The organism is Asaia sp. A2 (assembly GCF_057319415.1).
In genome coordinates this window covers 165,285-187,103 of sequence record NZ_JBXWTO010000001.1, presented here as the reverse complement: position 1 = coordinate 187,103, position 21,819 = coordinate 165,285, and the positions used below count along the sequence as shown (strand labels likewise).

At 60.1% G+C, this 21,819-nt stretch carries 18 protein-coding genes; 9 read left to right on the top strand and 9 right to left on the bottom strand.

Annotated elements, in window-relative coordinates; all coding sequences use genetic code 11:
• Positions 1-1,368, top strand: coding sequence for an ABC1 kinase family protein (locus tag ACWNRM_RS00865; RefSeq protein WP_062164894.1), 1,368 nt, complete (start codon positions 1-3; stop codon positions 1,366-1,368).
• A 698-nt stretch (positions 1,369-2,066) separates the two neighbouring features.
• On the opposite strand, the gene ACWNRM_RS00860 is transcribed toward ACWNRM_RS00865, so the two are convergent.
• The gene (locus ACWNRM_RS00860; RefSeq protein WP_485169066.1) at positions 2,067-3,506 is read right to left on the bottom strand and encodes a cytochrome P450; all 1,440 of its coding nucleotides are present in this window, start codon (positions 3,504-3,506) and stop codon (positions 2,067-2,069) included.
• Between the two features lie 75 nt (positions 3,507-3,581).
• Here ACWNRM_RS00860 and ACWNRM_RS00855 point away from each other — a divergent pair, with 75 nt between their 5' ends.
• Both ACWNRM_RS00855 and ACWNRM_RS00850 read left to right on the top strand, forming a co-directional pair.
• The gene (locus tag ACWNRM_RS00855) at positions 3,582-4,277 is read left to right on the top strand and encodes a TetR/AcrR family transcriptional regulator (RefSeq protein ID WP_485169065.1); all 696 of its coding nucleotides are present in this window, start codon (positions 3,582-3,584) and stop codon (positions 4,275-4,277) included.
• A gap of 124 nt (positions 4,278-4,401) precedes the next feature.
• A complete protein-coding gene (locus ACWNRM_RS00850; protein ID WP_485169064.1) occupies positions 4,402-4,917 on the top strand; it encodes a 2'-5' RNA ligase family protein in 516 nt (171 codons plus the stop codon).
• Between the two features lie 234 nt (positions 4,918-5,151).
• Here ACWNRM_RS00850 and ACWNRM_RS00845 read toward each other — a convergent pair whose 3' ends face one another.
• Positions 5,152-6,774, bottom strand: a complete 1,623-nt coding sequence (locus tag ACWNRM_RS00845) for an ABC-F family ATP-binding cassette domain-containing protein (RefSeq protein WP_122050194.1) — start codon at positions 6,772-6,774, stop codon at positions 5,152-5,154.
• A gap of 155 nt (positions 6,775-6,929) precedes the next feature.
• On the opposite strand from ACWNRM_RS00845, the gene ACWNRM_RS00840 reads away from it, so the two are divergent.
• Together ACWNRM_RS00840 and ACWNRM_RS00835 are read left to right on the top strand one after the other, a co-directional pair.
• Positions 6,930-8,051 (top strand): zinc ribbon domain-containing protein, encoded by a 1,122-nt coding sequence (locus ACWNRM_RS00840; protein WP_485169063.1) that lies wholly within the window; start codon positions 6,930-6,932, stop codon positions 8,049-8,051.
• 65 nt (positions 8,052-8,116) lie between these two features.
• A complete protein-coding gene (locus ACWNRM_RS00835; RefSeq protein WP_485169062.1) occupies positions 8,117-8,536 on the top strand; it encodes a GNAT family N-acetyltransferase in 420 nt (139 codons plus the stop codon).
• Positions 8,537-8,588: 52 nt separating this feature from the next.
• On the opposite strand, the gene ACWNRM_RS00830 is transcribed toward ACWNRM_RS00835, so the two are convergent.
• Genes ACWNRM_RS00830 through ACWNRM_RS00820 form a run of 3 tightly spaced genes read right to left on the bottom strand, consistent with a single transcriptional unit; the run spans position 8,589 to position 11,661 of the window.
• On the bottom strand, positions 8,589-9,104 hold the full coding sequence (locus ACWNRM_RS00830; protein WP_309680682.1) for a YagU family protein: 516 nt from the start codon (positions 9,102-9,104) through the stop codon (positions 8,589-8,591).
• Positions 9,101-10,330, bottom strand: a complete 1,230-nt coding sequence (locus ACWNRM_RS00825; RefSeq protein WP_485169061.1) for an L-dopachrome tautomerase-related protein — start codon at positions 10,328-10,330, stop codon at positions 9,101-9,103. The genes ACWNRM_RS00830 and ACWNRM_RS00825 overlap by 4 nt, the downstream gene beginning before the upstream one ends.
• On the bottom strand, positions 10,327-11,661 hold the full coding sequence (locus ACWNRM_RS00820; RefSeq protein WP_485169060.1) for an SMP-30/gluconolactonase/LRE family protein: 1,335 nt from the start codon (positions 11,659-11,661) through the stop codon (positions 10,327-10,329). Before ACWNRM_RS00820 ends, ACWNRM_RS00825 begins: the two co-directional genes overlap by 4 nt.
• A gap of 517 nt (positions 11,662-12,178) precedes the next feature.
• On the opposite strand from ACWNRM_RS00820, the gene ACWNRM_RS00815 reads away from it, so the two are divergent.
• Positions 12,179-12,694, top strand: coding sequence for a DUF2938 family protein (locus ACWNRM_RS00815; protein ID WP_062164876.1), 516 nt, complete (start codon positions 12,179-12,181; stop codon positions 12,692-12,694).
• 98 nt (positions 12,695-12,792) lie between these two features.
• Here the strand turns inward: ACWNRM_RS00815 and glpK are convergent, their stop codons facing one another.
• From glpK to ACWNRM_RS00795, 4 genes are all read right to left on the bottom strand, one after another.
• Positions 12,793-14,328, bottom strand: coding sequence for a glycerol kinase GlpK (gene glpK / locus ACWNRM_RS00810; protein WP_485169059.1), 1,536 nt, complete (start codon positions 14,326-14,328; stop codon positions 12,793-12,795).
• A 117-nt stretch (positions 14,329-14,445) separates the two neighbouring features.
• Positions 14,446-15,351, bottom strand: coding sequence for an MIP/aquaporin family protein (locus ACWNRM_RS00805; RefSeq protein WP_485169058.1), 906 nt, complete (start codon positions 15,349-15,351; stop codon positions 14,446-14,448).
• A 47-nt stretch (positions 15,352-15,398) separates the two neighbouring features.
• The gene (gene glpD / locus ACWNRM_RS00800; RefSeq protein WP_485169057.1) at positions 15,399-17,054 is read right to left on the bottom strand and encodes a glycerol-3-phosphate dehydrogenase; all 1,656 of its coding nucleotides are present in this window, start codon (positions 17,052-17,054) and stop codon (positions 15,399-15,401) included.
• A 117-nt stretch (positions 17,055-17,171) separates the two neighbouring features.
• Positions 17,172-17,942 (bottom strand): DeoR/GlpR family DNA-binding transcription regulator, encoded by a 771-nt coding sequence (locus ACWNRM_RS00795; RefSeq protein WP_485169056.1) that lies wholly within the window; start codon positions 17,940-17,942, stop codon positions 17,172-17,174.
• Between the two features lie 118 nt (positions 17,943-18,060).
• Between ACWNRM_RS00795 and uvrB the strand changes: the two genes are divergently transcribed.
• Genes uvrB through greB form a run of 3 tightly spaced genes read left to right on the top strand, consistent with a single transcriptional unit; the run spans position 18,061 to position 21,674 of the window.
• On the top strand, positions 18,061-20,280 hold the full coding sequence (gene uvrB, locus ACWNRM_RS00790) for an excinuclease ABC subunit UvrB (RefSeq protein ID WP_485169055.1): 2,220 nt from the start codon (positions 18,061-18,063) through the stop codon (positions 20,278-20,280).
• Entirely contained in the window at positions 20,277-21,170 is an 894-nt protein-coding gene (locus ACWNRM_RS00785) for an aldose 1-epimerase (RefSeq protein ID WP_485169054.1), read from the top strand. The genes uvrB and ACWNRM_RS00785 overlap by 4 nt, the downstream gene beginning before the upstream one ends.
• Before the next feature lie 6 nt (positions 21,171-21,176).
• Positions 21,177-21,674, top strand: a complete 498-nt coding sequence (gene greB, locus ACWNRM_RS00780; protein ID WP_485169053.1) for a transcription elongation factor GreB — start codon at positions 21,177-21,179, stop codon at positions 21,672-21,674.
• Positions 21,675-21,819: the final 145 nt, after the last annotated feature.

Below are 21,819 nucleotides of genomic sequence, written 5' to 3'. Positions count from 1 at the left end.
ATGAGCACACCCAAGGATCTGGATCAGACTGGCCTGTTTGGCGAAATCAAGCGCATGGCGCGTGCTTCAGGCACGGTCGGGGGTATCGCGACGCGCGTGATTGGCAACAAGCTTGGTTTCAAATCCAATCAGGCCATTCATGCCAATGACCTGCGTGCGGCTCTGGGGGGGCTCAAGGGGCCGCTCATGAAGGGCGCGCAGATACTCTCTACCATCCCCGGTGCCCTGCCCGAGGAATATGCCAACCAGTTGGCAGAACTTCAGGCCAATGCCCCGCCGATGGCCTGGAGCTTTGTGCGCCGCCGTATGGTGACTGAACTCGGTGTGAACTGGGAGCGGCAGTTTCGCTCCTTCTCCCATCAGGCCATGGCGGCGGCCAGTCTGGGGCAGGTGCATCGCGCGGTAACGGCAGAGGGGCAGGATGTAGCCTGCAAGTTGCAGTACCCCGATATGAATGCTGCCGTGGAATCCGATCTGCGTCAGTTCAGGGTGGTGGTCGGGCTGGTGCAGCAGTTCCTGCCGGCCATCAAACAGGATGAAGTCGTGCGCGAGCTGGAAGAGCGCCTGCGCGAGGAACTCGATTACGAGCGCGAAGCCTCGCATATGCGGCTTTATCGCGACATGCTGCAGCATATTCCCGAGGTCACGGTACCGCTGCCTGTCGAGGCGCTTTCCACCCGTCGCCTGCTGACGATGGAATGGGTGTCTGGCAGGGGTATCCAGAAGATCCTGGATACGAACCCGACCCAGGAAGAGCGTAATGCCATTGCGACCGCGCTGTTCAAGGCGTGGTACACACCAGTCTATCGCTACGGAATTATCCATGGCGACCCGCATATGGGCAATTTCACCATTCGACCCGACTGGGGGCTCAACCTGCTTGATTTCGGTGCGATACGTATTTTCCCACCGCATTTTATCAAGGGTATCATCGACCTCTTCAATGCGCTGCGTGACAACGACGAGGACATGGCCTTTGCAGCTTATGAGGCCTGGGGTTTCAAAGGGCTGTCGCGTGAAACAGCGTCTGTGCTGAATGAGTGGGCGCGTTTCATTTATGGCCCGCTGATGGACGACCGCGAACGTTTCATTCAGGAAAATGACGACCCCAATTTCGGGCGTGATATTGCCGAACGCGTTTATGAGGGGCTCAAGCGCACAGGTGGCGTCCGCCCGTCACGCGAGTTCGTGCTGGTCGATCGCTCGGCCATCGGTCTGGGGAGCGTTTTCCTTCGTCTTCGCGCCAAGCTGAACTGGCACAAGCTTTTTCAGGAACTGATTGCGGATTTCGACGAGGTCGCCCTTGCCGAGCGCCAGCAGGTGGCACTCGCTGCCGCGCGTGTCCCGCCGCCGCTGAACGGCTTGTAAGGTCCGGACGGGCTGACCGCTATCCCGGCCTTGCACCAATCAACCTTCAGTCAGTGTTTTCAGCCTCGCTGCTGGCTTCGTGAGGAGCCGATATCAGGAGGCTGGGATCAATGTGCCGACGTGCTGGATCACGAACTCTCTGTAGTAGGGCAGACGCCCCCCCTTCCAGAGGGCAGATCATTAGTTTTGCCATACCTGTCGGTAAAATCTTCGATGCTTAGCGCTGGTTGATCGAGATCGGTTCACATACGAGAGGGGGGCACTTTTATGCACCTCGACAATAACGCCAATTCTGTCACGGCTCCTTGCCTGCGCGCCGGTGACCGGTTCGCAGGCAAGCTGGTGTTTTTCAGGATCGATGTGAAAGTTCCTGAATACTAAATCCTGCAAGGTGCCTCTGACACAATCGCGCGTTGACGACCGGTGTGGTGGAAATGATCGGCCAGATAAATCCTTCGTTGATCGATCATCTTCGGACGCAGGACTATATTCCACGGTGGCGCATTACGCCGCTGGATGAGTCCAATGATAACCGTAACGAAACGGCGAATCGGTATGACAGGATTTTGTCATGCAACACGCTGCGCTTGCCGCGTGAGGCCAATATCCACATGCAACGAATAGACGAGGTCGTGGATAAGGACTTTCATTTCCCTGCATAGAAGCCCGCCCTGCGACGACGGGCCCGAGTGATCCGGTCAGCTGCGCGGCTTGACTGCCATCAGAAGAGGCTTTGCCGGTCGCATGGTGATTTCCATCCGACCGGGCGGGGCCTCGCGCAGCATCGGGGTAAGGGTGACATGGCGCAACATCAGCGCCATCACGACAAGGGCCTCGGTTTCGGCAAAGCTCGCCCCGATACAGATGCGTGGACCTGCGCCAAAAGGGAGATAGGCAAAGCGGTCGATCTGTTTTTCCTTTCCCTCGTCCTGCGTCATGAAGCGCAATGGGTCGAAGATTTCGGGTGCCGACCACAGATCCCTGTGGCGGTGCAGCGCGCAGATAGGCACAACAAGCCGTGTGCCACGATGGAGCTGCACTCCCTCCAGCTCGAAAGGCTCGCTCACCTCACGGACGATCATCGGCGCCGGTGGCGTCAGACGCATGGATTCACGTAGCACGGCACGTGTGAGGGTGAGCTTCTGGACCTGCTCCATAGCAAGCGCATCGCCCTCAGTGCTGTTCACATCGCTAGCGCCCAGTACGGCATCGATTTCCGCCTGAACGCTGCGTGCGATCTCGGGGTGACGGCCGAGACGGTCGAGTGTCCAGGCGAGCGCCAGCGCTGTGGTCTCATGACCTGCCGTCAGAAACGTCAGCAGATTATCAATGATTTCCTCATCGCTCATCATCCGGCCTGTCTCGGGGTCACGCGCTGCAAGGAGCCGCGCAAGCAGATCATCGGGCAGGGGTGACGCTCCACCGCTTTGCGGGCCGCTTTCCTGTGTCGAAAATCCGGACGGCGTACCGTGCGCCATCGCCGCGCGGCGGCGTGAGATCTGGGCCATCGCCTCACGACGCAAGGCACGGGCGGCGGCAAGGCCGCGTGCCTTGCCCGGATGGGGCATCCATTCGGGGGTGCCAAGCAGGTCGCCCAGCAGGCTCCATCGCGTCTGATGAAGGAATACCGCCAGACCGTCGGCCATGGCATCGGCATCGACGGCTTCGGGATCAGACAGCATTGTCTCAATAATGATGCGTCCCGTAAGCCGCATCATGATCTGCTCAATAGCCACCACGCCGCCCTGTCTGGCCAGATCGTGCACACAGCCAAGAGTGGCCCGCGTCATGGCGGGCAGGAAGGCAGCTGTGGCATTGGCTCTGAAAACCGGGGCGAGAGCCTGACGCTGCCAGCGCCAATGGCTGCCCTCCGCCGTCAGCAACCCCTGCCCAAGCCCGGGTCCGATGGCACGGCGTAGCCCTTCGCCCTTGTCGAGCGCATGGCTGCGGGTCACGAGCGCTTCTCGTATGAGGTCCGGCGCGCAGACATAAACGATATGCTGTCGCATCAGGCGACGCTCGACGATGCGCTCGCGATAGACCGCCTCGGGCAGGGCCTCCACCGGGTTTTTCATTGTGGCGTGGAGCGCCTTGATCTGGCTCGGCAGGGATCGGACGGGGTTGAGCAAGGATGACATTGCGGATGGACTCCGTTATCTAAGGCTAACACCTTAAACCATATAAGGTGTTCACCTTAGAAAGCGAGCGTAGATATGGCGCGAGGTCCCTCCACACGATCACGAATCCTTGAGGAGGCGCGCGTCGTCGCCAATGAAGTCGGGTTCGATCGCCTCACCACGCGTGAGCTTGCAGAGCGCTGCGGCATCAATGAGGGAAACCTCTATTATTACTTCAAGACGAAGGCCCAGATCGTGCAGGCTCTGTTTGCCCTGTTCGAGACGGATGCGCGGGAGATCTTCTCCTCCGGGCCATTCATCCATCGACAATTCAATCGCGCCGAACTCATTGCCGCCATCGAGCAGGCCATCAGCCTGTTGCGCGAATGGTGTGCGCTTAGCTGGCATTACCGGGCGCTGATGCGCGACGGTAACGCCGTATTCCGCCTTGCGCCGGAGATTCAGGACGCCGCCATGAGCCTGAATCGCGATCTGTCGGCACAGGTCACAGGTCTTGTTGTGGAACTCAGGCGGCTTCGGGCATTATCGATTGAGGATGACGCCATACCGCCGCTCGTCGCCAATATCTTCATCGTATCGAGCTACTGGCTTGGCTACGTCATCCACCAGACAGGCATCAGCGATCCCGATGACAGCCATCTCTCATGGGGTTTCAACCAGATCATGGCGCTTGTGTTTCCCTATCGCACCTGGCTTGCGCGCCTGATCATGACAAGGCACCCGGATATGGTCACTTTCAGCGGGCGAAGCCATGAGGGCGCCCAGGATTAGCCGGGACCGGTGAAGGCAGGCGGGCGGTCTGCCAGCATGTGGCCTGTCTTCGGGGGCAACCCCGCCACGCTCTTTCGCGTCTTGACGGGTGGATATCATCAAGCAAGCAAGGAGAGCAGGCCGCATGGATCAGGGGAATGACGCACCGCTTATCCTCACGCTGGAATTCGACCCGGCTACGCAGGATTGGGCGCAGAATATGCGCAGCACGCATTTTCCGGCAGCCCGCAATATCGTCCCTGCTCATGTGACCCTTTTTCACGCCCTGCCATCATCGTGTCGCAACCGCATCGGCGCGAATCTGGCGACGTTGGGTGAAGCGCCCGAGATTACGATCGGTGCACCCTACCTTTTGGGGCGCGGTGTGGCCTATGCCATGACAACGCCGGATCTTGCCCGGCTGCGTGCGGATCTCGTCTCTGTGGTCGGGAGGGAGCGCCTGACCCGCCAGGATGCCGCGTCATGGCGGCCCCATCTGACAGTTCAGAACAAGGTGTCCCCGGAACAGGCCCGTGCGCTTCTTGCCGACCTTCAGACGACCCCTCATCCGGTTACGTGCCACGCGGTGGCTCTTCGTCTCTGGCGCTATGAAGGCGGCCCCTGGACGTTGCTCGACCGGTTCGCGTTTATCACCGCCTGAGCGGGGTGCAGAAAAGACGCTGCGACCCTATCGGGGCGCAGCTGCCGCCTCGTGAGGGAGCAATTCCGAAGGGCGACAGGCCGCTATCGCCTCGGGCTGGATCTGGCGCCGGGTCTGGTGCGGCGCCTTGCACATAAAAACCGGATGATCCCTCCCGAGGCGTTGGGCTATCGGGAAAACAGGATCACGCCATCTGCCGGGTGCTTGATGTCGCGCCCGGCAGGCGAAAACGGATCAGACGTGTAGGCCGGGGGCTTCCTGACCCGTGGCAGCGACATATTCATGATAGCCACCGTCATAGCGATGCAGTCCTTCCGGCGTGACTTCGAGCACGCGATTGGAAAGTGCTCCGAGAAAATGTCGGTCATGCGAGACGAACAGCATGGTGCCCTCGTAATTGGACAGCGCGCGGATCAGCATCTCCTTGGTGTCGATATCCAGATGGTTGGTGGGTTCGTCCAGCACGAGAAAGTTCGGCGGATCGAACAGCATCAGCGCCATGACGAGACGGGCTTTCTCGCCGCCCGAAAGGACGCTGACATATTTCTCGACATCATCCCCCGAAAAACCGAACCCGCCGGCCAGAGCCCGCAGCGAGCCTTGGGCAGCAAGCGGGAAAGCGTGCTCCAGCGTCTCGAAAATGGTGCGGCTGCCATCGAGAAGATCCATGGCATGCTGGGCAAAATAGCCCATTTTCACACTGGCCCCGATGCTCACACTGCCTGAGTCAGGCTCGCTGGCTCCTGCAATCAGTTTGAGCAGAGTGGATTTGCCAGCACCGTTCACGCCGAGAATACAGCAGCGCTCCTGACGGCGTATCAGCAGGTCGAGATCCTGATAGATCACACGTGAGCCATAGGCCTTGCCAACCTGCTTGAGCGTGGCAACAGCGTCGCCCGAGCGTGGCGCAGGGGCAAAGTCGAAAGACAGGGTCTGGCGGCGGCGCGGCGGCTCCACGCGATCGATCTTGTCGAGCTTCTTGACCCGGCTCTGCACCTGGGCGGCATGGGAGGCGCGTGCCTTGAATCGTTCGATGAAGGCGATTTCCTTCGCCAGCATTGCCTGCTGACGGTCGAACTGCGCCTGCTGCTGCTTTTCATTCAGCGCGCGCTGCTGTTCGTAGAATTCGTAATCACCCGTATAGGAGGTCAGTGTCCCGCCGTCGATTTCGAGGATCTTGTTGACGACACGGTTCATGAAGGCGCGGTCATGCGATGTCATGAGGAGCGCACCCTCGTAGTTTTTGAGGAATTGTTCGAGCCAGATCAGGCTTTCCAGATCAAGATGGTTGCTTGGCTCATCAAGCAGCATCACGTCAGGCTGCATGAGCAGGATGCGGGCCAGCGCCACGCGCATTTTCCACCCACCCGACAGAAGCCCCACATCGCCGGACATCATTTCCTGAGAGAAGCCGAGGCCGTGCAGCACCTCGCGGGCGCGGCTGTCCAGCCCGTAACCGCCAAGTTCCTCGAAGCGCGCCTGCACATCGCCAAAGCGTTCGAGGATGGCGTCCATCTCGTCCATTCTGTCGGGATCGCACATGGCGGCTTCGAGCTCTGCCAGCTCCGAAGCAATCTTTGCGACTTCGCCCGCGCCGTCCATCACCTCGGCCACGACCGAGCGGCCATCCATTTCGCCCACATCCTGGCTGAAAAACCCGATGGTGATGCCGCGGTCCTGGAACACCTGACCCTCATCGGGAGATTCCTGCTTTGTGATCAGCCTGAACAGCGTGGTCTTGCCGGCGCCATTGGGCCCGACCAGACCGATTTTCTCGCCCTTCTGGAGGGCAGCGCTCGTCTCGATGAAAATGACGCGCTGGCCGTTCTGCTTGCTGATCGAATCAAGACGGATCATGGAACCTCTGGGTCACGGGGGAAGGTGGCGTTGATACGGGCTCGACCCGTAATGTGCAATTACGATCACGCTGCGGATATTTGACGCAGGCGTCAGATCGCGCTTCCCTTGCGGTAACGTGCCCCTGCAACCTGGCACCATCATGGGAAACAAGAATGAAAAAAGGCAATCGCCTCCCTGAGCGGCTTTATGGGCTGGCCATGTGGGCCGTTTCAGCTGCGTTTGCGGTGTTTCTGATCGGGCTTGGCGGTCTGGTTATCGATGATCTGCCGCGCCGCGCAGGGGATGTAGCTTACAAACCCGTCTATCCTGACACACTGACGCAGCATGCGCGTTCGATCAGCACCGAGGAGGATGCGCTGCGCGCGCAGCGCGAAAGCGGAGAGATCGCGCTGGAGGCGGCTCATAGTGCAACCAGCAGCGCGAAGGAGGCCTTCCAGGCCTGGCTTGAGACACGCAAGGCGACGACCGACCCGCGGCAGGACACTGAACTGACCCGTCGTACCGAGGCGCTCGAGCAATTGCAGCAGCGCGAGCATCAGGCAACGCAGAAGATCGAGGCGATCGATCAGCGTGTGCATGAACTCAGCCAGCAGAAAACGGCGATCGAGCAGGAACGCGATACGATCGCGCAGGCTTATCGGCCAGTTTATGCCCGCGCTGTCTTCATGGCGCAGTTACGCGTGTTCCTCATGCGTCTTGCCTTCACCCTGCCGCTTCTGCTGCTGTCAGCATGGCTGGTCATGCGCAAGCGGCAAAGCGCTTACTGGCCACTCTATCGCGGCTTCGTTCTGGCCTCGCTTTATGCGTTCTTTGTCGAGCTTGTCCCCTATCTTCCAAGCTATGGCGGGTATGTGCGTTATGGCGTTGGCGCACTCCTCACGGTCATTGTCTGCGTGGTGCTGATCAGGAACATGCAGGCCTATCTGGCAAGACGGCGTATTGCCGAGGCAGAGTCCGAGAAGGAGCGACGTCAGCGGGTGGACCGCGAGCAGGCCTATGCCAAGATTGAGAAGAGGATCTGTCCCGACTGCGATCGTCCCATCGCACGCTCCGAGGGTATGGACACGAATTTCTGCGTCCATTGCGGTCTGACGCTCTATCAGCACTGCCTGCGCTGCGACACGCGCAACATGGCCTTCAACCGCTTTTGCCTGAGCTGTGGCGCGGAGGATCTCGGACAGGTGCCCGAGGAAGCCTGTTCAGATGTCGGCCCGTCTGAGGGGGCACAAATTGCTGGCGCAGGGCCTCAAAACGGCAATCTGAGTTATGCTTGAGGCGTGGACGCGCATTGCACCGGCCGGGAATGATGCGTGAAAATGCCTCATCAGGGAGTAGGGAAATGCAGGACGCTCTGCGCATCGCACAAATTTCAACCGAAGATTGTCTGCCTTTGCGCCGCGAGGTGCTTTGGCCAGCCCTGACCGAAGATGAGTGTCGCGTGCCGCAGGACCCCGAAGCCACGCATCTGGGGGCGTTTATTGGCGAGGCGCTGGTGGGCTGTCTCTCACTTTGCCCCATCGGGCCGGGTCTGTACCAGCTGCGCAAATTCGCCGTGACGGGGCGCTGTCAGGGGCAGGGGTTCGGGACGCAACTGATGCGTGAGGCGATCGACACCTGTCGGATGCTGGGCGTCACGCGTCTTGAACTCGATGCCCGCAGCACGGCTCGCGGCTTTTACGAGAAATTTGCCATGCAGCCGATGGGGGATCTGTTCTTCAAGGGGCCGATCGAGCATCAACGCATGGCGCTGGCACTCTGACTGTTGCTGCGGGGCCGAGATGATGGCCCCGCTTTGCAGCTGTTTCCGTGTTTCAGGCTTTCAGGGTTTTCCTTGCCTCTGAGGCTGGGGTCATGAACTCACGTCTGATCAGCTCAATGACCCATGCCCACAATATATGGCCGATTGTCTCGGACAGGATTTCCGCTCGCGGGAGATTCCACAGGGCGGGTGCCCAGTGCCCCAAAGGCAGCACCATGCCATGGAACACCACCGTGACGACCAGCCCGAAGGCAACGCCCTGCCAGAGCGCAATGCGTGGCTCATAGCGCCAGATGACGCAATAGAGCAGCGCAAAGACGATGGAAAAGAGGTGATGCACGAGCAGGACTCCGCCCTGCACCAGATGGTCCGAGTAGTGATAGACAAGGCCACGAACGTCGATGCCGAAATCGCGCAGCATCTCGGCGGGTGGGCTGGGGCGGTCCGGCGTGCGGGGCGGCAGGGGAACTTCGGTTCCCCATTTGACGAAGCTGGACAGATTGCCACCAATAAATCCTGCCCAGAGAGCCTTGTTGAGGGAGGCCTTTTCGGTCTTGTTCCCGGTCAATTTGAATGTCCATCGATCTGTTGATGTGAAGCTTCCCCACCTGTCTCGCAGGCAGGAAGCTTCATACGATAGATGGTTGTGGCGCCAGAAACAGGACGGGAATTGCTGAAGGCCAGTTCATCAAGACGTGAGTCGGAAATATAGAGCCAGTCTTTCGCAATCGCGAAACCATCGGCCCAGTCCAGAACCGCCGGGTTGCGATAGCTGAAGTCGATTTTGGGTGTCGTCGCTCCTTTGGGGAAACTCAGGGCATAAAGACCGTGGTTCTCGATATCCCCCACCCATAGTCGCTGGCAGGAATCCATCTCGATACCGCCGCTCATGACCGATTGGCCAAGATACTCTACCCGTTTGTCCAGCTCCCCATCGGTGAGTTTGGCATTGCGCAGATCCGAGGTCGCGATGCGCCAGTAATGATGGTCGGTGAGCGGGCGATAATAGAGCCACTGGCGGTCGGGTGAGAGCGCAATGCCATCATCCTGTGTGACGGGGAGCGTATTGTCTTTCTTGCGCGCGAGTTCCCCGTAGATGTGAAGGTGCTGTTTGGGATCGGCGATCCCCGAGCGCGTATTGGCCAGAACCAGACGATAGGCCCCGGTATCGAGATCCATCACCACCAGGCCGCCACGCCCCCATTCATTGGTGATATAGGCAGTGCGCGTGCGCGTATCCACGCGTACATCGTTAAGTGAGTCGGCCGGAGTGATGTCGGGGCCGAAATGATAGATCTGGTAGAGTTGTCCGGTTTCGGCGTCGAATTCCGCCAGTTTGGGCGGCAGGGTTTTCTGGTCCACCGAAGGGAGCGATGAATCCAGCACCCACAGATGATTGCGGTCATCCACCCACAGGGCCGGTACAGAAACCCATACCTCCTTGTCCACCGGATGCGGATCGAAGCGGTTCCAGCCCGCATCGGGAAACGGCTGGAGGGCGCCGGTCGCGGGGTCGATCCGCATGACACTCGCACTGTAGCGCTTTATGGTTGCCGGGGCAGAGGCATAGACGATGCCGGAATGGGAGACCCCGACCCCGATCATGTTGAAATCCTTCGGGAAGCGCTTGACGACCTCCAGCGCCGTCGTGCCGTTTTTCGGAGCGATGCGCTGTGTGACCGCATCCGGCTTGGTTGTATCGGGTGCTGGCGCAGCCAGTGCGCGAGGCGCGGCGGAGAGGGCAAGCAGAGCGATTGCACTCCCCCCGATCAGGCATCGATAAGGCGTTTTCATGACAGGCCGGCTCCCTGTGTGGCGACATCGAGTGTGAAAATCGTGTTTTCAGCGCACATGAACAAACGATCGCGCTGTGTTCCGCCGAAGCACAGGTTGGAAACACTGCGCGGCAGGCGCAGGCGGCCGATCATCTTGCCTGCCGGGTTATAGACAAACACACCGCACAACCCGAGCGGGCCATTGGCCGCGACCCAAAGATTGCCCAGCCGGTCTGCCTTGATACCGTCCGGCATGAGCTTGTGACCACCCAGCGTCATATCAGCAAAGACGCGCTGGTTCGTGAGGGCCGGGACGCCATTCGTGCCGGGTTGAGTGCCCCCCGGTTTCTGCACGTCAAATGCGTAGATATTGCGATACCCGCCACCTTTGGGGCTGAGGGCGCCTTTTTCGCTGGAGACGATATAGAGCGTCTTCTGATCGGGAGAGAAGCATAGCCCGTTGGGCCCCGCGAGGGCGTCGCCATCGAGAAGCGCAGTGAGATGACGCGTCTCGGGGTCGAGATGAAAGACATGGGTCGCTTGTGCATGTTCACCCCCTATCTGCTCTGTCGCTTCCAGATCCAGATTCCAGGTGAGATTGCCTTTTGTCGGCGTGGTCCCGTCAGGAGCATCCGGGTGCCCTTCCCATAATCTGTCACCGTAGGGCGGGTCAGTGAACCAGATCCCGCCCTGATGATCGACCACGATATCATTGGGTGAGTTGAGGCGTTTGCCGTTGAAGCTCTCCGCGAGCACTGTGCAGCGCCCGTCATGCTCCCAGCGGATCACCCGGCGCAACCCGTGCTCGCAGGTGATGAGCCGTCCCTCACGATCGAACGTATTGCCGTTGGAGTGGTAGCTCTCCTTGCGGAACACCGTCATGCAGCGTTCTTCCGGCAGGTAGCGGTACTGTGTGCTTCCCATGACATCGCTGGTGATGAGAAACCTGCCCTCGTTTGACCATGCAGGCCCTTCCAGCCAGAGCACCTTGCCTTTCCACGCCTGAACAAGCGGCGCGTTATCGAGAATCACCGCCGAGAAGGACGGATCGTAGGAAATGATATCGGGGTCGGGGGTAAAGGCGACGGGAGCTTCGGGGCCCCAGAGGCGTGGCGGTGTGCTGACGACACTCGGCGGAGAGAGCGCCGTATCAGCCGCAACGTCATGGGCCGAGGCTTTCCGCCCCATCAGGGGGGACATTAGCGCTGCGCCCAGCGCGGCGCTTCCGATCCGGATCAGCCCACGCCGTGTCGGGGAGGGAACCGAATCTGCCGGGCCTGGATCGTCGGCGCCGGAAAGCGCCTTTTCACGGGCGACAACTTTCGGTGCGGGGAGTGTGGCAGGTGGCATGAGGCGTTCCTTTCGCAGGCTCGGTTCCACGGTCGCCGCGCAAAGCGACGGCAACGGGACGGGATTAGTCATTCAAGGCCGGGGGCGGGGTCAGGTTCCAGGCGGATCAACAAGGGTATCAGGTGGAAGTGTGATGATGATGTTATAAATCACGCTAAATTAGTGATCAGGCTGTGGCCAGTCGCAATGAAGAATTGCCCGATTACTTTTCGTGATCGATACGAGACCAATGCTGTGCCTCAATTCCTGGCCTTTCTTCTTGTCAGGTCAGTCATCATTCTGGGGCTGCTCTGTTCTAGCTGATACAGCACTTCCGCCCAGCGCCGTTTGTCGCAGTCATTCAGCCGCACCGATGAAAGGGCCCGTGATTTGCGCCTGATCACTATTGCGCGTGTCCGATGATGCGCACGTGTTACGAACTGGCTGACAGATGGCGGATCTGTCATGGAGGGCGGGCTTACGGTCCGGTGTCAGCACGTCATGTGCAGCCGGGCTCGCTCATTGCAGGATGACCGGAATGGACAGTTTTCTCGCGCACCCTCTGGGGGCCGTCATTGTATTCACGATTATCGTCGGCGTTGTCTCGACCCTGATCCTCGATCTCTACGCGCTCGTTCTCGACAAGGCTCTGGGCCTCCCCCAGACCAATTGGGGCGCGGTCGGCCACTGGCTACAGGGCATGAAGCAGGGGCGCTTTGTGTTCGAACCGACGGCAAGCGGGGTCTACACACCCGGTGAACACGGGCTTGGCTGGCTGTTCCATTACGTGGTGGGCTGTGCCTATGCCGCTATGCTGCCGGTTTTCTGGGGTGTGGCATTCATCGCGGCACCCACATGGCTGCCGATCATTCTTATCGGCGTGGTCCTGACCACCATTGCAGGCCTGACACTTATGGTACCGGGCATGGGGGGCGGTTTTCTCGGCCTCAAGACGCCCAATCCGGTGAAGCTTTACGGTCTCGTGCTGCTGGCCCATGCAGTCTTTGCCATTGGGCAATATGCGGCAGCGATAGGGTTTGCGTCCTGCTTTTGAGGGACACGTTCCCCCGGCCACGACTGCAGGGTTAAATAAGGCCGGGATGCGGGGCTTTCCTCTGCATCCCGGTTCGGATCATACGCCTGCTGGCCGGTTCAGGCTGCCTGATCGCGGCGTGCGGATGTGACGTTCGTCGTCTCATGGGGAGGGGTCAGGGTGCGACGTACCGCATCTTCCCAGCCGCGCAGCAATGTCAGGCGCAGGGCACCGTCGATATCGGGCGTGAAAAGCCGCTCCTGCTCCCAGATGGTGCCGATTTCTTCCAGAGACTGCCAGACACCTGTGGCCAGGCCTGCCAGGAAAGCGGCGCCAAGAGCCGTTGTCTCCAGATCCACCGGGCGCTGCACGTCCGTATCGAGGATGTTCGCCAGAAACTGCGAGAACCAGTCATTGGCTGACATACCGCCATCGATACGCAATGTCTGGGCCTGCATGGCGCCGTCCTCACGCATGGCGTGTGCCAGATCGAAAGTCTGGTAAGCGACCGACTCAAGCGCTGCACGGGCGATATGCGCCTCGGTCGAGCCCAGCGTGAGGCCACAGATCAGACCGCGTGCTTCCGGATCCCAATGGGGGGCACCCAGCCCCACAAAACCGGGCACCATGTATACCCCGTGGCTATCTGGCACACGCGTTGCCATGTCATCGGTCTGTGAGGCATGGGTGATGAGGTGCAACCCGTCACGCAGCCATTTGATGGCAGCCCCGGCCACAAAGATGGAGCCTTCCAGCGCGTAGGTGGTCTTTCCACCGATACGATAGCCGATTGTGGTCAGAAGCCGATGATGCGAGGTGACGGGCTTGTCACCCGTGTTGAGCAGCATGAAGCAGCCTGTTCCATAGGTCGCCTTGCCCATGCCGGGTTTGAAGCAGGCCTGACCCACAAGCGCGGCGTGCTGATCGCCCGCCATGCCTCCAATGGGAATGGACTGGCCGAACAGGGCCGGATCGGTCATTCCCAGCTCACCGCTATTGTCGCAAAGAACGGGCAGCAGGGCTTGAGGGACGTTGAACAGGGCCAGAAGTTCCTGGTCCCATTGCTGTGTGTGGATGTTGAACAGGGCCGTGCGGCTGGCATTGGTGACATCGGTGGCATGCACCTTGCCACCGGTGAGGCGCCACAGGAGGAAGCAGTCGATCGTGCCCATAGCGAGCTCGCCGGCCTCAGCCCGCGCCCGCAAGCCGGGAATATTGTCGAGCAGCCAGGTGATCTTGCTGGCAGAGAAATAGGGGTCGAGGAGCAGGCCGGTTTTGGCGCGCACCTTTTCCTCCGCACCATCGCGTTTGAGCTCAGCGCAGAAGGCGGCTGTGCGCCGGTCCTGCCAGACGATGGCGCGATGCACCGGCTTGCCTGTGCTGCGCTCCCAGAGCACGACGGTCTCGCGCTGGCTGGTGATGCCCAGACCGGCAATCCTGTCGATACCCCCGGATTGCTCGATGGCCTCGCGTGCCGTGTCGAGTGCATCGCGCCAAATATCCTCGACATCGTGTTCGACCCAGCCGGGGTTGGGGTAATGTTGGGTGAATTCACGCCGTGACAGCGCAAGAGAGCGCGCCTTGCTGTCAAAGACGATGCTGCGTGTGGAGGTCGTCCCCTGATCGATGGCGAGGATATGGGTCTTGCGGGTCATGGTGATGGTCCTTGAAATACGCGTGGCATGTCGGTGCCGGTGCAGGCTGTCGTGTGAAATCGGGGAGAGGTGGCCGATCGGATTGTGCCGGTCGGCCGGTGCCTCACAAGGCTGGATCTAATGGAGTGTCGTGGCCTCGTTGACCCGCGAGGCGAATACGGGTGCCGGGGTAATGACGGGGGTGGCGGTGACAGGATCGGGCAATGTCTGGGCTGCCCCTGTCGTGGCGCCGGGGTTGTAGTTCGGCATGAACGGGCGAAGCGTGAACTGATAGATGCCAGCACCCACCACGCCACCAACCAGCGGGCCTGCGATGGGAACCCACCAGTAATGCTGGGGGGCCGGGAACGCTGAAGCTCCCCAGCCGGCAAGGAAGGCAAAGGTACGTGGGCCAAAATCACGTGCGGGGTTGATGGCCCAGGCATCGAGGAAGCCGGAAGAGGCACCGATGGCTGCAACGAGCAGACCGATGATGAGGGCACCCGAATTCGCCTGGGGGGCCTGGGTGTTATACTGGCAAGTGATAGCGAAAATGCCAAATACCAGCACGGCAGTCAGGACGATCTGCACCACAAAGGAATGCATGGCCGTCACGGCAAGGCCGGGATGGGTAAAGAACACCCCTGCGGCCCCGCCATCACCCGCACGGGTGAAGTGATGGGTCATGTTGTAGTGGTCGATGACCGGATGGAAATTGAGATAGACGACCGCAGCCCCGGCAATGCCGCCCAGCACCTGCGCAGTGCAGTAAGGCAGGACCTTTTTCCATGAAAAGCCACGATACAGGGCAAGAGCGAGGGTCACGGCGGGGTTGGCGTGGGTGCCGCTTACAGCCCCGGTGGCATAGATGGCGATGGTGACGCCAAGCCCCCACACGATGGCCACGCCCCAATAGGCGTTCTGATACGGATTGGGATCATAAAGCACGATCATCGCCGCGACGCTGTCGCCGAAGATGATGATGATCAGCACGGCGATGAATTCTGAAATCAGCTCGCCGAGATAGCGTTTTCTTTCTGACATGAGAAAATTTCCGTCAGCCAGAGTGGGAGGAAGAGGCGGGAGGGAGATCAGGCCATTTCGTGGGCGGGGCCGGTCTCGACAGGCGGGGAATTCCGGCGCGATCGCCGGGCGATGTAATCCTCGAGGGCGCGTGTCTCGCGAGGGGAAAACCGAAGGCCGAGCTTCGAGCGACGCCAGAGAATATCTTCTGCGTTGCGCGCCCATTCATGGTCGATCAGATAATTGGCCTCGGCCTCATACAGATCGGCTCCAAGGCAGGCCCCCAGCGAGGGAAGGGCGCTGACATCGGGTGTATGCCCGGTGGGGGGGGCATTTGCTTGTGTGCCCGTGCTGGACTGAGAGGTCTGCGCTTCTGCGCCTTCTGCCATCAGCGTTTCGACCAGGGTGCCGTAATTGCGCACGAGCCGCGTTGCGGTGTCCTGCGTCATTCCCGGCACATGCGTCATGAGCAGACGGACGCGGTTATTAAAATCTGCCCGCTTGAAATTGCCGCCGGGCAGGGCGGTGTCGGCCGTCCATGACGTAACCGGCAGTCCGGGTAGATGGGGCGCAAGCTTCTCAAGCGCGTGCTCGGCCAGCTTGCGATAGGTGGTGATCTTGCCGCCGAAAACGGACAGCACGGGGGCTGAGCTGTGATCGACATCGAGCACATAGTCGCGCGTCACGGCGGAGGCGCTGCCCGAATGGTCGTCATAAAGCGGACGTACGCCAGCATAGCTCCACACAACGTCATCCGGTGTGATGGCGCGTTTGAAATAGCGGTTCACGCTCTCGCAGAGATAGGTGATTTCCTCTTGTGAAATGGTCACGGCACCGGCGTCCTGTTCCCAGGGAATGTCGGTCGTGCCGATAAGGGTGAAATCCTTCTCATACGGGATGGCAAAGACAATGCGCCGGTCGGGATTTTGCAGGATATAGGCCTGCTCGGTCTCGAACATGCGGGGCACGACAATGTGGCTGCCCTTGATGAGCCGCACATCATTCCTGCTCGGTACTGACAATCTGTCCTTGAGCAGTTCAGCCACCCAGGGGCCTGCGGCATTGATAAGGGCACGGGCGGTGACCTGCCTTGTCTGACCGGTCGTCTCGTCACGAAGGGTGGCGATCCAGCGATCCGGGTGACGCTCGGCCCCGATCAGCTTTGTGCGGGTGCAGATTGTTGCGCCGCGTCGGGCGGCATCCATGGCATTGAGCACGACGAGCCGGCTGTCCTGCACCCAACCATCGGAATATTCGAACCCCTTGCGGAATTCGTTGCGCAACACACGCCCTGCCGGGTCCTGCTGCAGCTTGAGCACGCGGGTTTTGGGCAGGGTCATGACGCGGCAGAGATTGTCGTAAAGGAAGAGCCCCGTGCGCAGCAGCCATGCCGGACGCAGCATGGCTGAATGAGGCAGGATGAAACGCATGGGCCAGATGATGTGAGGCGCGATGCGAAGCAGGTTTTCACGTTCGTTGAGCGCCTCGCGCACCAGCCGAAACTCGTAATATTCGAGATAGCGCAGCCCACCGTGAATCAGCTTCGTGCTGGCTGAGGACGTATGGCTTGCCAGATCATCCTTCTCGACCAGCAGCACGTTCAGGCCGCGCCCTGCGGCATCGCGCGCAATCCCTGCGCCATTGATGCCACCGCCCACGATCAGCAGGTCGTGCTCAATCGTGTCGGAACCCTCGTTCGGGTGGTTGGGGGTGGAACCGCTCATGGGGTGAGACCTTTCGAGGGGAACAAACTCGAAAGTCTTGCTAGATCAAAAACGAAAGAAAGCGAACATAAAACGTTAACTATAACGCGTTCGTGTTATGTGTGTGCAAAATGTGGGTCAGGCTATGTGAAGTCTAACATTCGCCGCTTCGAGCGCTGCGATGAATGGGGAAGAGGGCATACGATCCGTCACGAAGTCATCAATGCTGGAGAGATCGCCCACCCGCCCCACCGGGCTGCGTGTGAACTTGGTGTGGTCGGCCAGCAGAATTACACGTCTCGCATGGCGCATGATGGCACGGGCGCATTGTATCTCATCGAGATCGAAATCAAGCAGCGTGCCATCTTCCTCAATGCCGCTGATACCGATAACCCCGAAATCCGCCCGGAAGCCCGACAGGGATTCCGTCGCGCCCGCGCCGACAATGCCGCCATCCTGGGGGCGCACCAGTCCACCTGCCAGCACGGTGCGGAAATCGCGCCGGGGAGACAGGGCAACCGCGACATGCAGATTATTGGTGATGACATGCAGGTCTTTATGGCTGGTCAGGGCCCGGGCAAACGCCTCTGTCGTGGTGCCGATATTGATGAAGAGCGAACTGCCATCGGGGATGAGCCGTGACGCACATTGCCCGATCGCCTCCTTGGCACGGGAGTGAAGGCTCTGGCGCTCGCCGTAGGCGATATTCTCGGTGGAGGAGGCAGGGCTTGCCCCGCCATGATAGCGCGCCACGTGCCCGGCCTCCGACAGGGCATTGAGATCGCGCCGGATGGTCTGGACCGTGACACCAAGACGCTGCGCCAGATCCTCATTGGACATGAAGCCATGGGCCTGGACCAGCGTCACGATCTGCCTGTGACGGGGCAAATTGAGGATATCCTGCATCATGAACCCCTGTCTGCCATGACGCGTTCTGTCATGCGATACCGATGCCGACAATCTCGCTTTTGCACCCGCGATCTGGCGCGCTCTTGTGACAGCCCTTTTGAAAGCCCATTTTCCTGCCATGGCGACAGCAACACGATCCACGATGGAAGCGATCCCCGAGCACCGGCTTATGGGATTCAGGCCTGAACGACAGCCCGCGAAGGAGAAGCTGCGGCGTCTGGTCGTCAAATCCGAATACGAGCCGGCGGGTGACCAGCCCACCGCCATTGCGGAACTGACGCAGGGCGTGAATGACGGGGAGGTTGATCAGGTTCTGCTGGGCGTCACGGGGTCGGGCAAGACCTTCACCATGGCCAAGGTCATCGAGGCGACACAGAAGCCGACCCTGATTCTGGCACCGAACAAGACGCTGGCGGCGCAGCTCTACGGTGAGATGAAGCAGTTCTTTCCTGATAACGCGGTCGAATATTTCGTATCCTATTACGATTATTACCAGCCGGAAGCCTATGTGCCGCGCTCTGACACCTATATTGAAAAAGACAGTCAGATCAACGAGCAGATCGACCGTATGCGCCATGCTGCCACGCAGGCCTTGCTGGAGCGCAACGACGTTATCATTGTGGCCTCGGTATCGTGCATCTACGGTATCGGCTCGGTCGAGACCTATTCGCGCATGGTGGTCAAGCTTGAGGCGGGCGGCAGCATTGATCGTGACCGACTGATCAAGGCGCTGGTCGAGTTGCAATATCGCCGCAACGACGCGGCGTTCGAGCGCGGCACATTCCGCGTGCGCGGCGAGCAGGTCGATATCTTCCCTGTGCAGAACGAGGATCGCGCCTGGCGTGTCTCGCTTTTCGGCGATGAAATCGAGGCCATCACGGAGTTCGATCCGCTGACCGGCAACAAGACGGCCGATCTGACAGAGATAAGCGTCTATGCCAATTCGCATTATGTGACGCCACGCCCGACGCTCAATCAGGCCATGATCGGTATCAAGGCGGAGCTGCGCCAGCGCCTCGATGAACTCAATGCTGCGGGCAAGCTGCTGGAGGCTGAGCGCCTGCAACAGCGCACGATTTTCGATCTCGAAATGATCGAGACCACAGGGGCCTGCAAGGGCATTGAGAACTATTCCCGGTACCTTTCGGGCCGTGGTCCCGGCGATCCGCCACCCACCCTGTTCGAGTATCTGCCAGAGGATGCGCTGCTGATTGTCGATGAAAGCCACGTGACGGTGCCCCAGATCGGGGGCATGGCGCGGGGTGACCATGCGCGCAAATCCGTGCTTTCCGAATATGGTTTCCGTCTGCCTTCCTGCCTCGACAACCGGCCCCTCAAATTCGACGAATGGCAGGCTTTGCGTCCACAAAGCGTGTTCGTTTCCGCAACGCCCGGCCCCTGGGAAATGGAACGGACCGCAGGCGTGTTTGCCGAGCAAATCATCCGTCCGACCGGGCTGATCGACCCTGTCACGATCGTGCGCCCTGTCGAAGGGCAGGTGGATGATCTGCTGGCTGAAGCCCGCGACACCATCACGGCGGGAGGGCGTGTTCTGGTGACCACGCTTACCAAGCGCATGGCCGAGGATCTGACGGAATATCTCGGTGAGGCCGGTATCAAGGTGCGCTATCTCCATTCTGATGTGGATACGCTTGAGCGCATCGAGATCATTCGTGATCTGCGTCTTGGCGCTTTTGACGTACTGGTAGGCATTAACCTGTTGCGTGAGGGGCTCGATATTCCTGAATGTGCCCTCGTTGCGATCCTTGATGCAGACAAGGAGGGCTTTCTGCGTAGCCGCACATCGCTGATCCAGACGATTGGCCGTGCGGCGCGCAACGTGGATGGCCGCGTTCTGCTCTATGCCGACAAGATGACGGGCTCGCTCGAATTCGCGATCGAGGAAACGGCGCGTCGTCGTGCCCGTCAGGTGGCATGGAACGAGGAGCATGGGATCACACCGCAGACCGTGCGTTCGCGTATCGGCGATGCGCTGTCGTCCGTGTTCGAGCAGGATTACGTGACGGTCGGTCCTGATGAGGCCGGGGACACGCAGGAATTCGTAGGCAAGTCGCTAGCGGCTTCTATTCAGGATCTGGAAAAGCGCATGCGCGCTGCGGCGGCGGATCTCGATTTTGAGCAGGCCGCGCGCTTGCGAGATGAAATCAAGCGGCTCGAGGCGATTGATCTCGGGCTTGAGCCTCCCCCCTTGCCGAGCTCAACCGCAGGGCGTAGCGGGTTCAGAAGCAAGGACAAGACGCCGCGACCGCTCGGTCCGGGTGGCGGCGGTTATGACCCCAACAAGAAACGGGGCGGTGGCAGGAGAAAAGCAGGATGATCGAGCTGAAACTGGGCGAGGCCCATCTCGGATTACTCCCCGCTCTGGGTGGCAGTCTCGCCTTCTGGCGACTACGCGGGCGCGATCTGCTGGCGCCGACCGCCGATCCGAACCTGGTCGCACAGAAAAACACGCCGGTTGCTGGCTATCCCTTGCTGCCCTTCTCCAATCGCATCGGGAATGGCGCATTCAGTTTCGAGGGCATCCCGTACCAGCTGGCGCATAATTTTGTCAGTGAGCCCCATGCCATCCACGGCAATGGATGGGAACGTAGCTGGGAAGTGGCCCAGCACGATGCCGAGCGGGCCATTCTCTACCTCGACCATGATCCCGCCAAGGGTGACGATGCGTCGCAATGGCCCTTTGCTTACCGCGCCGTTCTCTCTTTCGTACTGCATCGTGAAGGGCTGGATGTCGAAATCCTTCTCGCCAATCGCGATACGCGTGCACAGCCTGTGGGCATGGGATTTCATCCGTTCTTCGCCAGAAGTGACGACATGACGTTACAATTCGGGGCGCGAGGGATGTGGCAGAATGGGCCGGACATGCTTCCCACCACTCTGCAGCCCTATGAGGGCACGGAGTTTTTCGACAAGGCGAAAGTCGTTGGGGCGACACGCCTTGATAACTGCTTTGCCGGGTGGGATGGCAAGGCAACGCTCGGTTACCCCTCGGCTGGCTATGATCTGACGATTGAGGCTGATGCGGCGTTCTCGCATCTGGTGGTCTTCACCGCGCCGGAAAAACCATTCGTGGCGGTCGAGGCCGTGACGAACATGAACAACGCGATCAATCATCCCGAGATACTGGAAAACGGGCTGCATGTTCTGGCGCCCGGTGAGAGGATATCGGGTGTCATACGCTATCGCATTACCGAGCAGCGCGGCTGAATTTTCGTGTCCGACGCTTCCCGTGTTGCTCTCAGCCAGTATCTTACCCCTCAGGGGGCCGCGCGTATGCGTGAGGAATTACGGGAACTCATGCAAGTTGAGCGTCCACGCATTGTGGAGATTGTCTCCTGGGCAGCGGGCAACGGTGATCGCTCTGAAAATGGCGATTATCTGTACGGTAAACGTCGGCTGCGTGAGATCGACCGCCGCGCCCGGTTTCTGAGCAAGCGACTCGAGCATGCCCTGATTGTCGATCCTGCCAGCCAGACAACGCGCGACCGCGTGTTTTTCGGGGCGCGCGTTGCCTATGCCGACGAAGACGATGTCAGGCATGATGTGACTATTGTCGGCTGCGATGAGGCAGATCTGACCCGTCGGGAAATCTCGCTTGTATCGCCCGTCGCGCGTGCCCTGATGCGCGGCCGTGTGGGTGATGAAGTGAGCCTGATGACGCCCAACGGGACGGTCACGCTGGAAATTCTGGAAATCGCCTATCCGCATTGAGGCGGAGCCGTATGGTTCCGCGAGGCTTTCTGTTTGCGCATGCTTGGCAGGGCGCACGCTCATGATATGGGTGTGGCGTGATGCAAACGGCCTAGCAGGGTAAAAGCCAGGGTTCGCACCTGGTTTGTGACGATGACATTCTGGT

Excerpts from the sequence above, each read along its gene's own strand:
- ACWNRM_RS00850 (WP_485169064.1), top strand. The coding sequence starts at position 4,402 with ATGGATCAGGGGAATGACGCACCGCTTATCCTCACGCTGGAATTCGAC.
- ACWNRM_RS00820 (WP_485169060.1), bottom strand. The coding sequence starts at position 11,661 with ATGCCACCTGCCACACTCCCCGCACCGAAAGTTGTCGCCCGTGAAAAG.
- glpK (WP_485169059.1), bottom strand. The coding sequence starts at position 14,328 with ATGACCCGCAAGACCCATATCCTCGCCATCGATCAGGGGACGACCTCC.
- ACWNRM_RS00840 (WP_485169063.1), top strand. The coding sequence starts at position 6,930 with ATGAAAAAAGGCAATCGCCTCCCTGAGCGGCTTTATGGGCTGGCCATG.
- ACWNRM_RS00845 (WP_122050194.1), bottom strand. The coding sequence starts at position 6,774 with ATGATCCGTCTTGATTCGATCAGCAAGCAGAACGGCCAGCGCGTCATT.
- ACWNRM_RS00825 (WP_485169061.1), bottom strand. The coding sequence starts at position 10,330 with ATGAAAACGCCTTATCGATGCCTGATCGGGGGGAGTGCAATCGCTCTG.
- ACWNRM_RS00785 (WP_485169054.1), top strand. The coding sequence starts at position 20,277 with ATGATCGAGCTGAAACTGGGCGAGGCCCATCTCGGATTACTCCCCGCT.
- ACWNRM_RS00815 (WP_062164876.1), top strand. The coding sequence starts at position 12,179 with ATGGACAGTTTTCTCGCGCACCCTCTGGGGGCCGTCATTGTATTCACG.
- ACWNRM_RS00835 (WP_485169062.1), top strand. The coding sequence starts at position 8,117 with ATGCAGGACGCTCTGCGCATCGCACAAATTTCAACCGAAGATTGTCTG.
- ACWNRM_RS00860 (WP_485169066.1), bottom strand. The coding sequence starts at position 3,506 with ATGTCATCCTTGCTCAACCCCGTCCGATCCCTGCCGAGCCAGATCAAG.
- ACWNRM_RS00865 (WP_062164894.1), top strand. The coding sequence starts at position 1 with ATGAGCACACCCAAGGATCTGGATCAGACTGGCCTGTTTGGCGAAATC.
- glpD (WP_485169057.1), bottom strand. The coding sequence starts at position 17,054 with ATGAGCGGTTCCACCCCCAACCACCCGAACGAGGGTTCCGACACGATT.
- ACWNRM_RS00855 (WP_485169065.1), top strand. The coding sequence starts at position 3,582 with ATGGCGCGAGGTCCCTCCACACGATCACGAATCCTTGAGGAGGCGCGC.
- uvrB (WP_485169055.1), top strand. The coding sequence starts at position 18,061 with ATGGCGACAGCAACACGATCCACGATGGAAGCGATCCCCGAGCACCGG.
- ACWNRM_RS00795 (WP_485169056.1), bottom strand. The coding sequence starts at position 17,942 with ATGATGCAGGATATCCTCAATTTGCCCCGTCACAGGCAGATCGTGACG.
- ACWNRM_RS00805 (WP_485169058.1), bottom strand. The coding sequence starts at position 15,351 with ATGTCAGAAAGAAAACGCTATCTCGGCGAGCTGATTTCAGAATTCATC.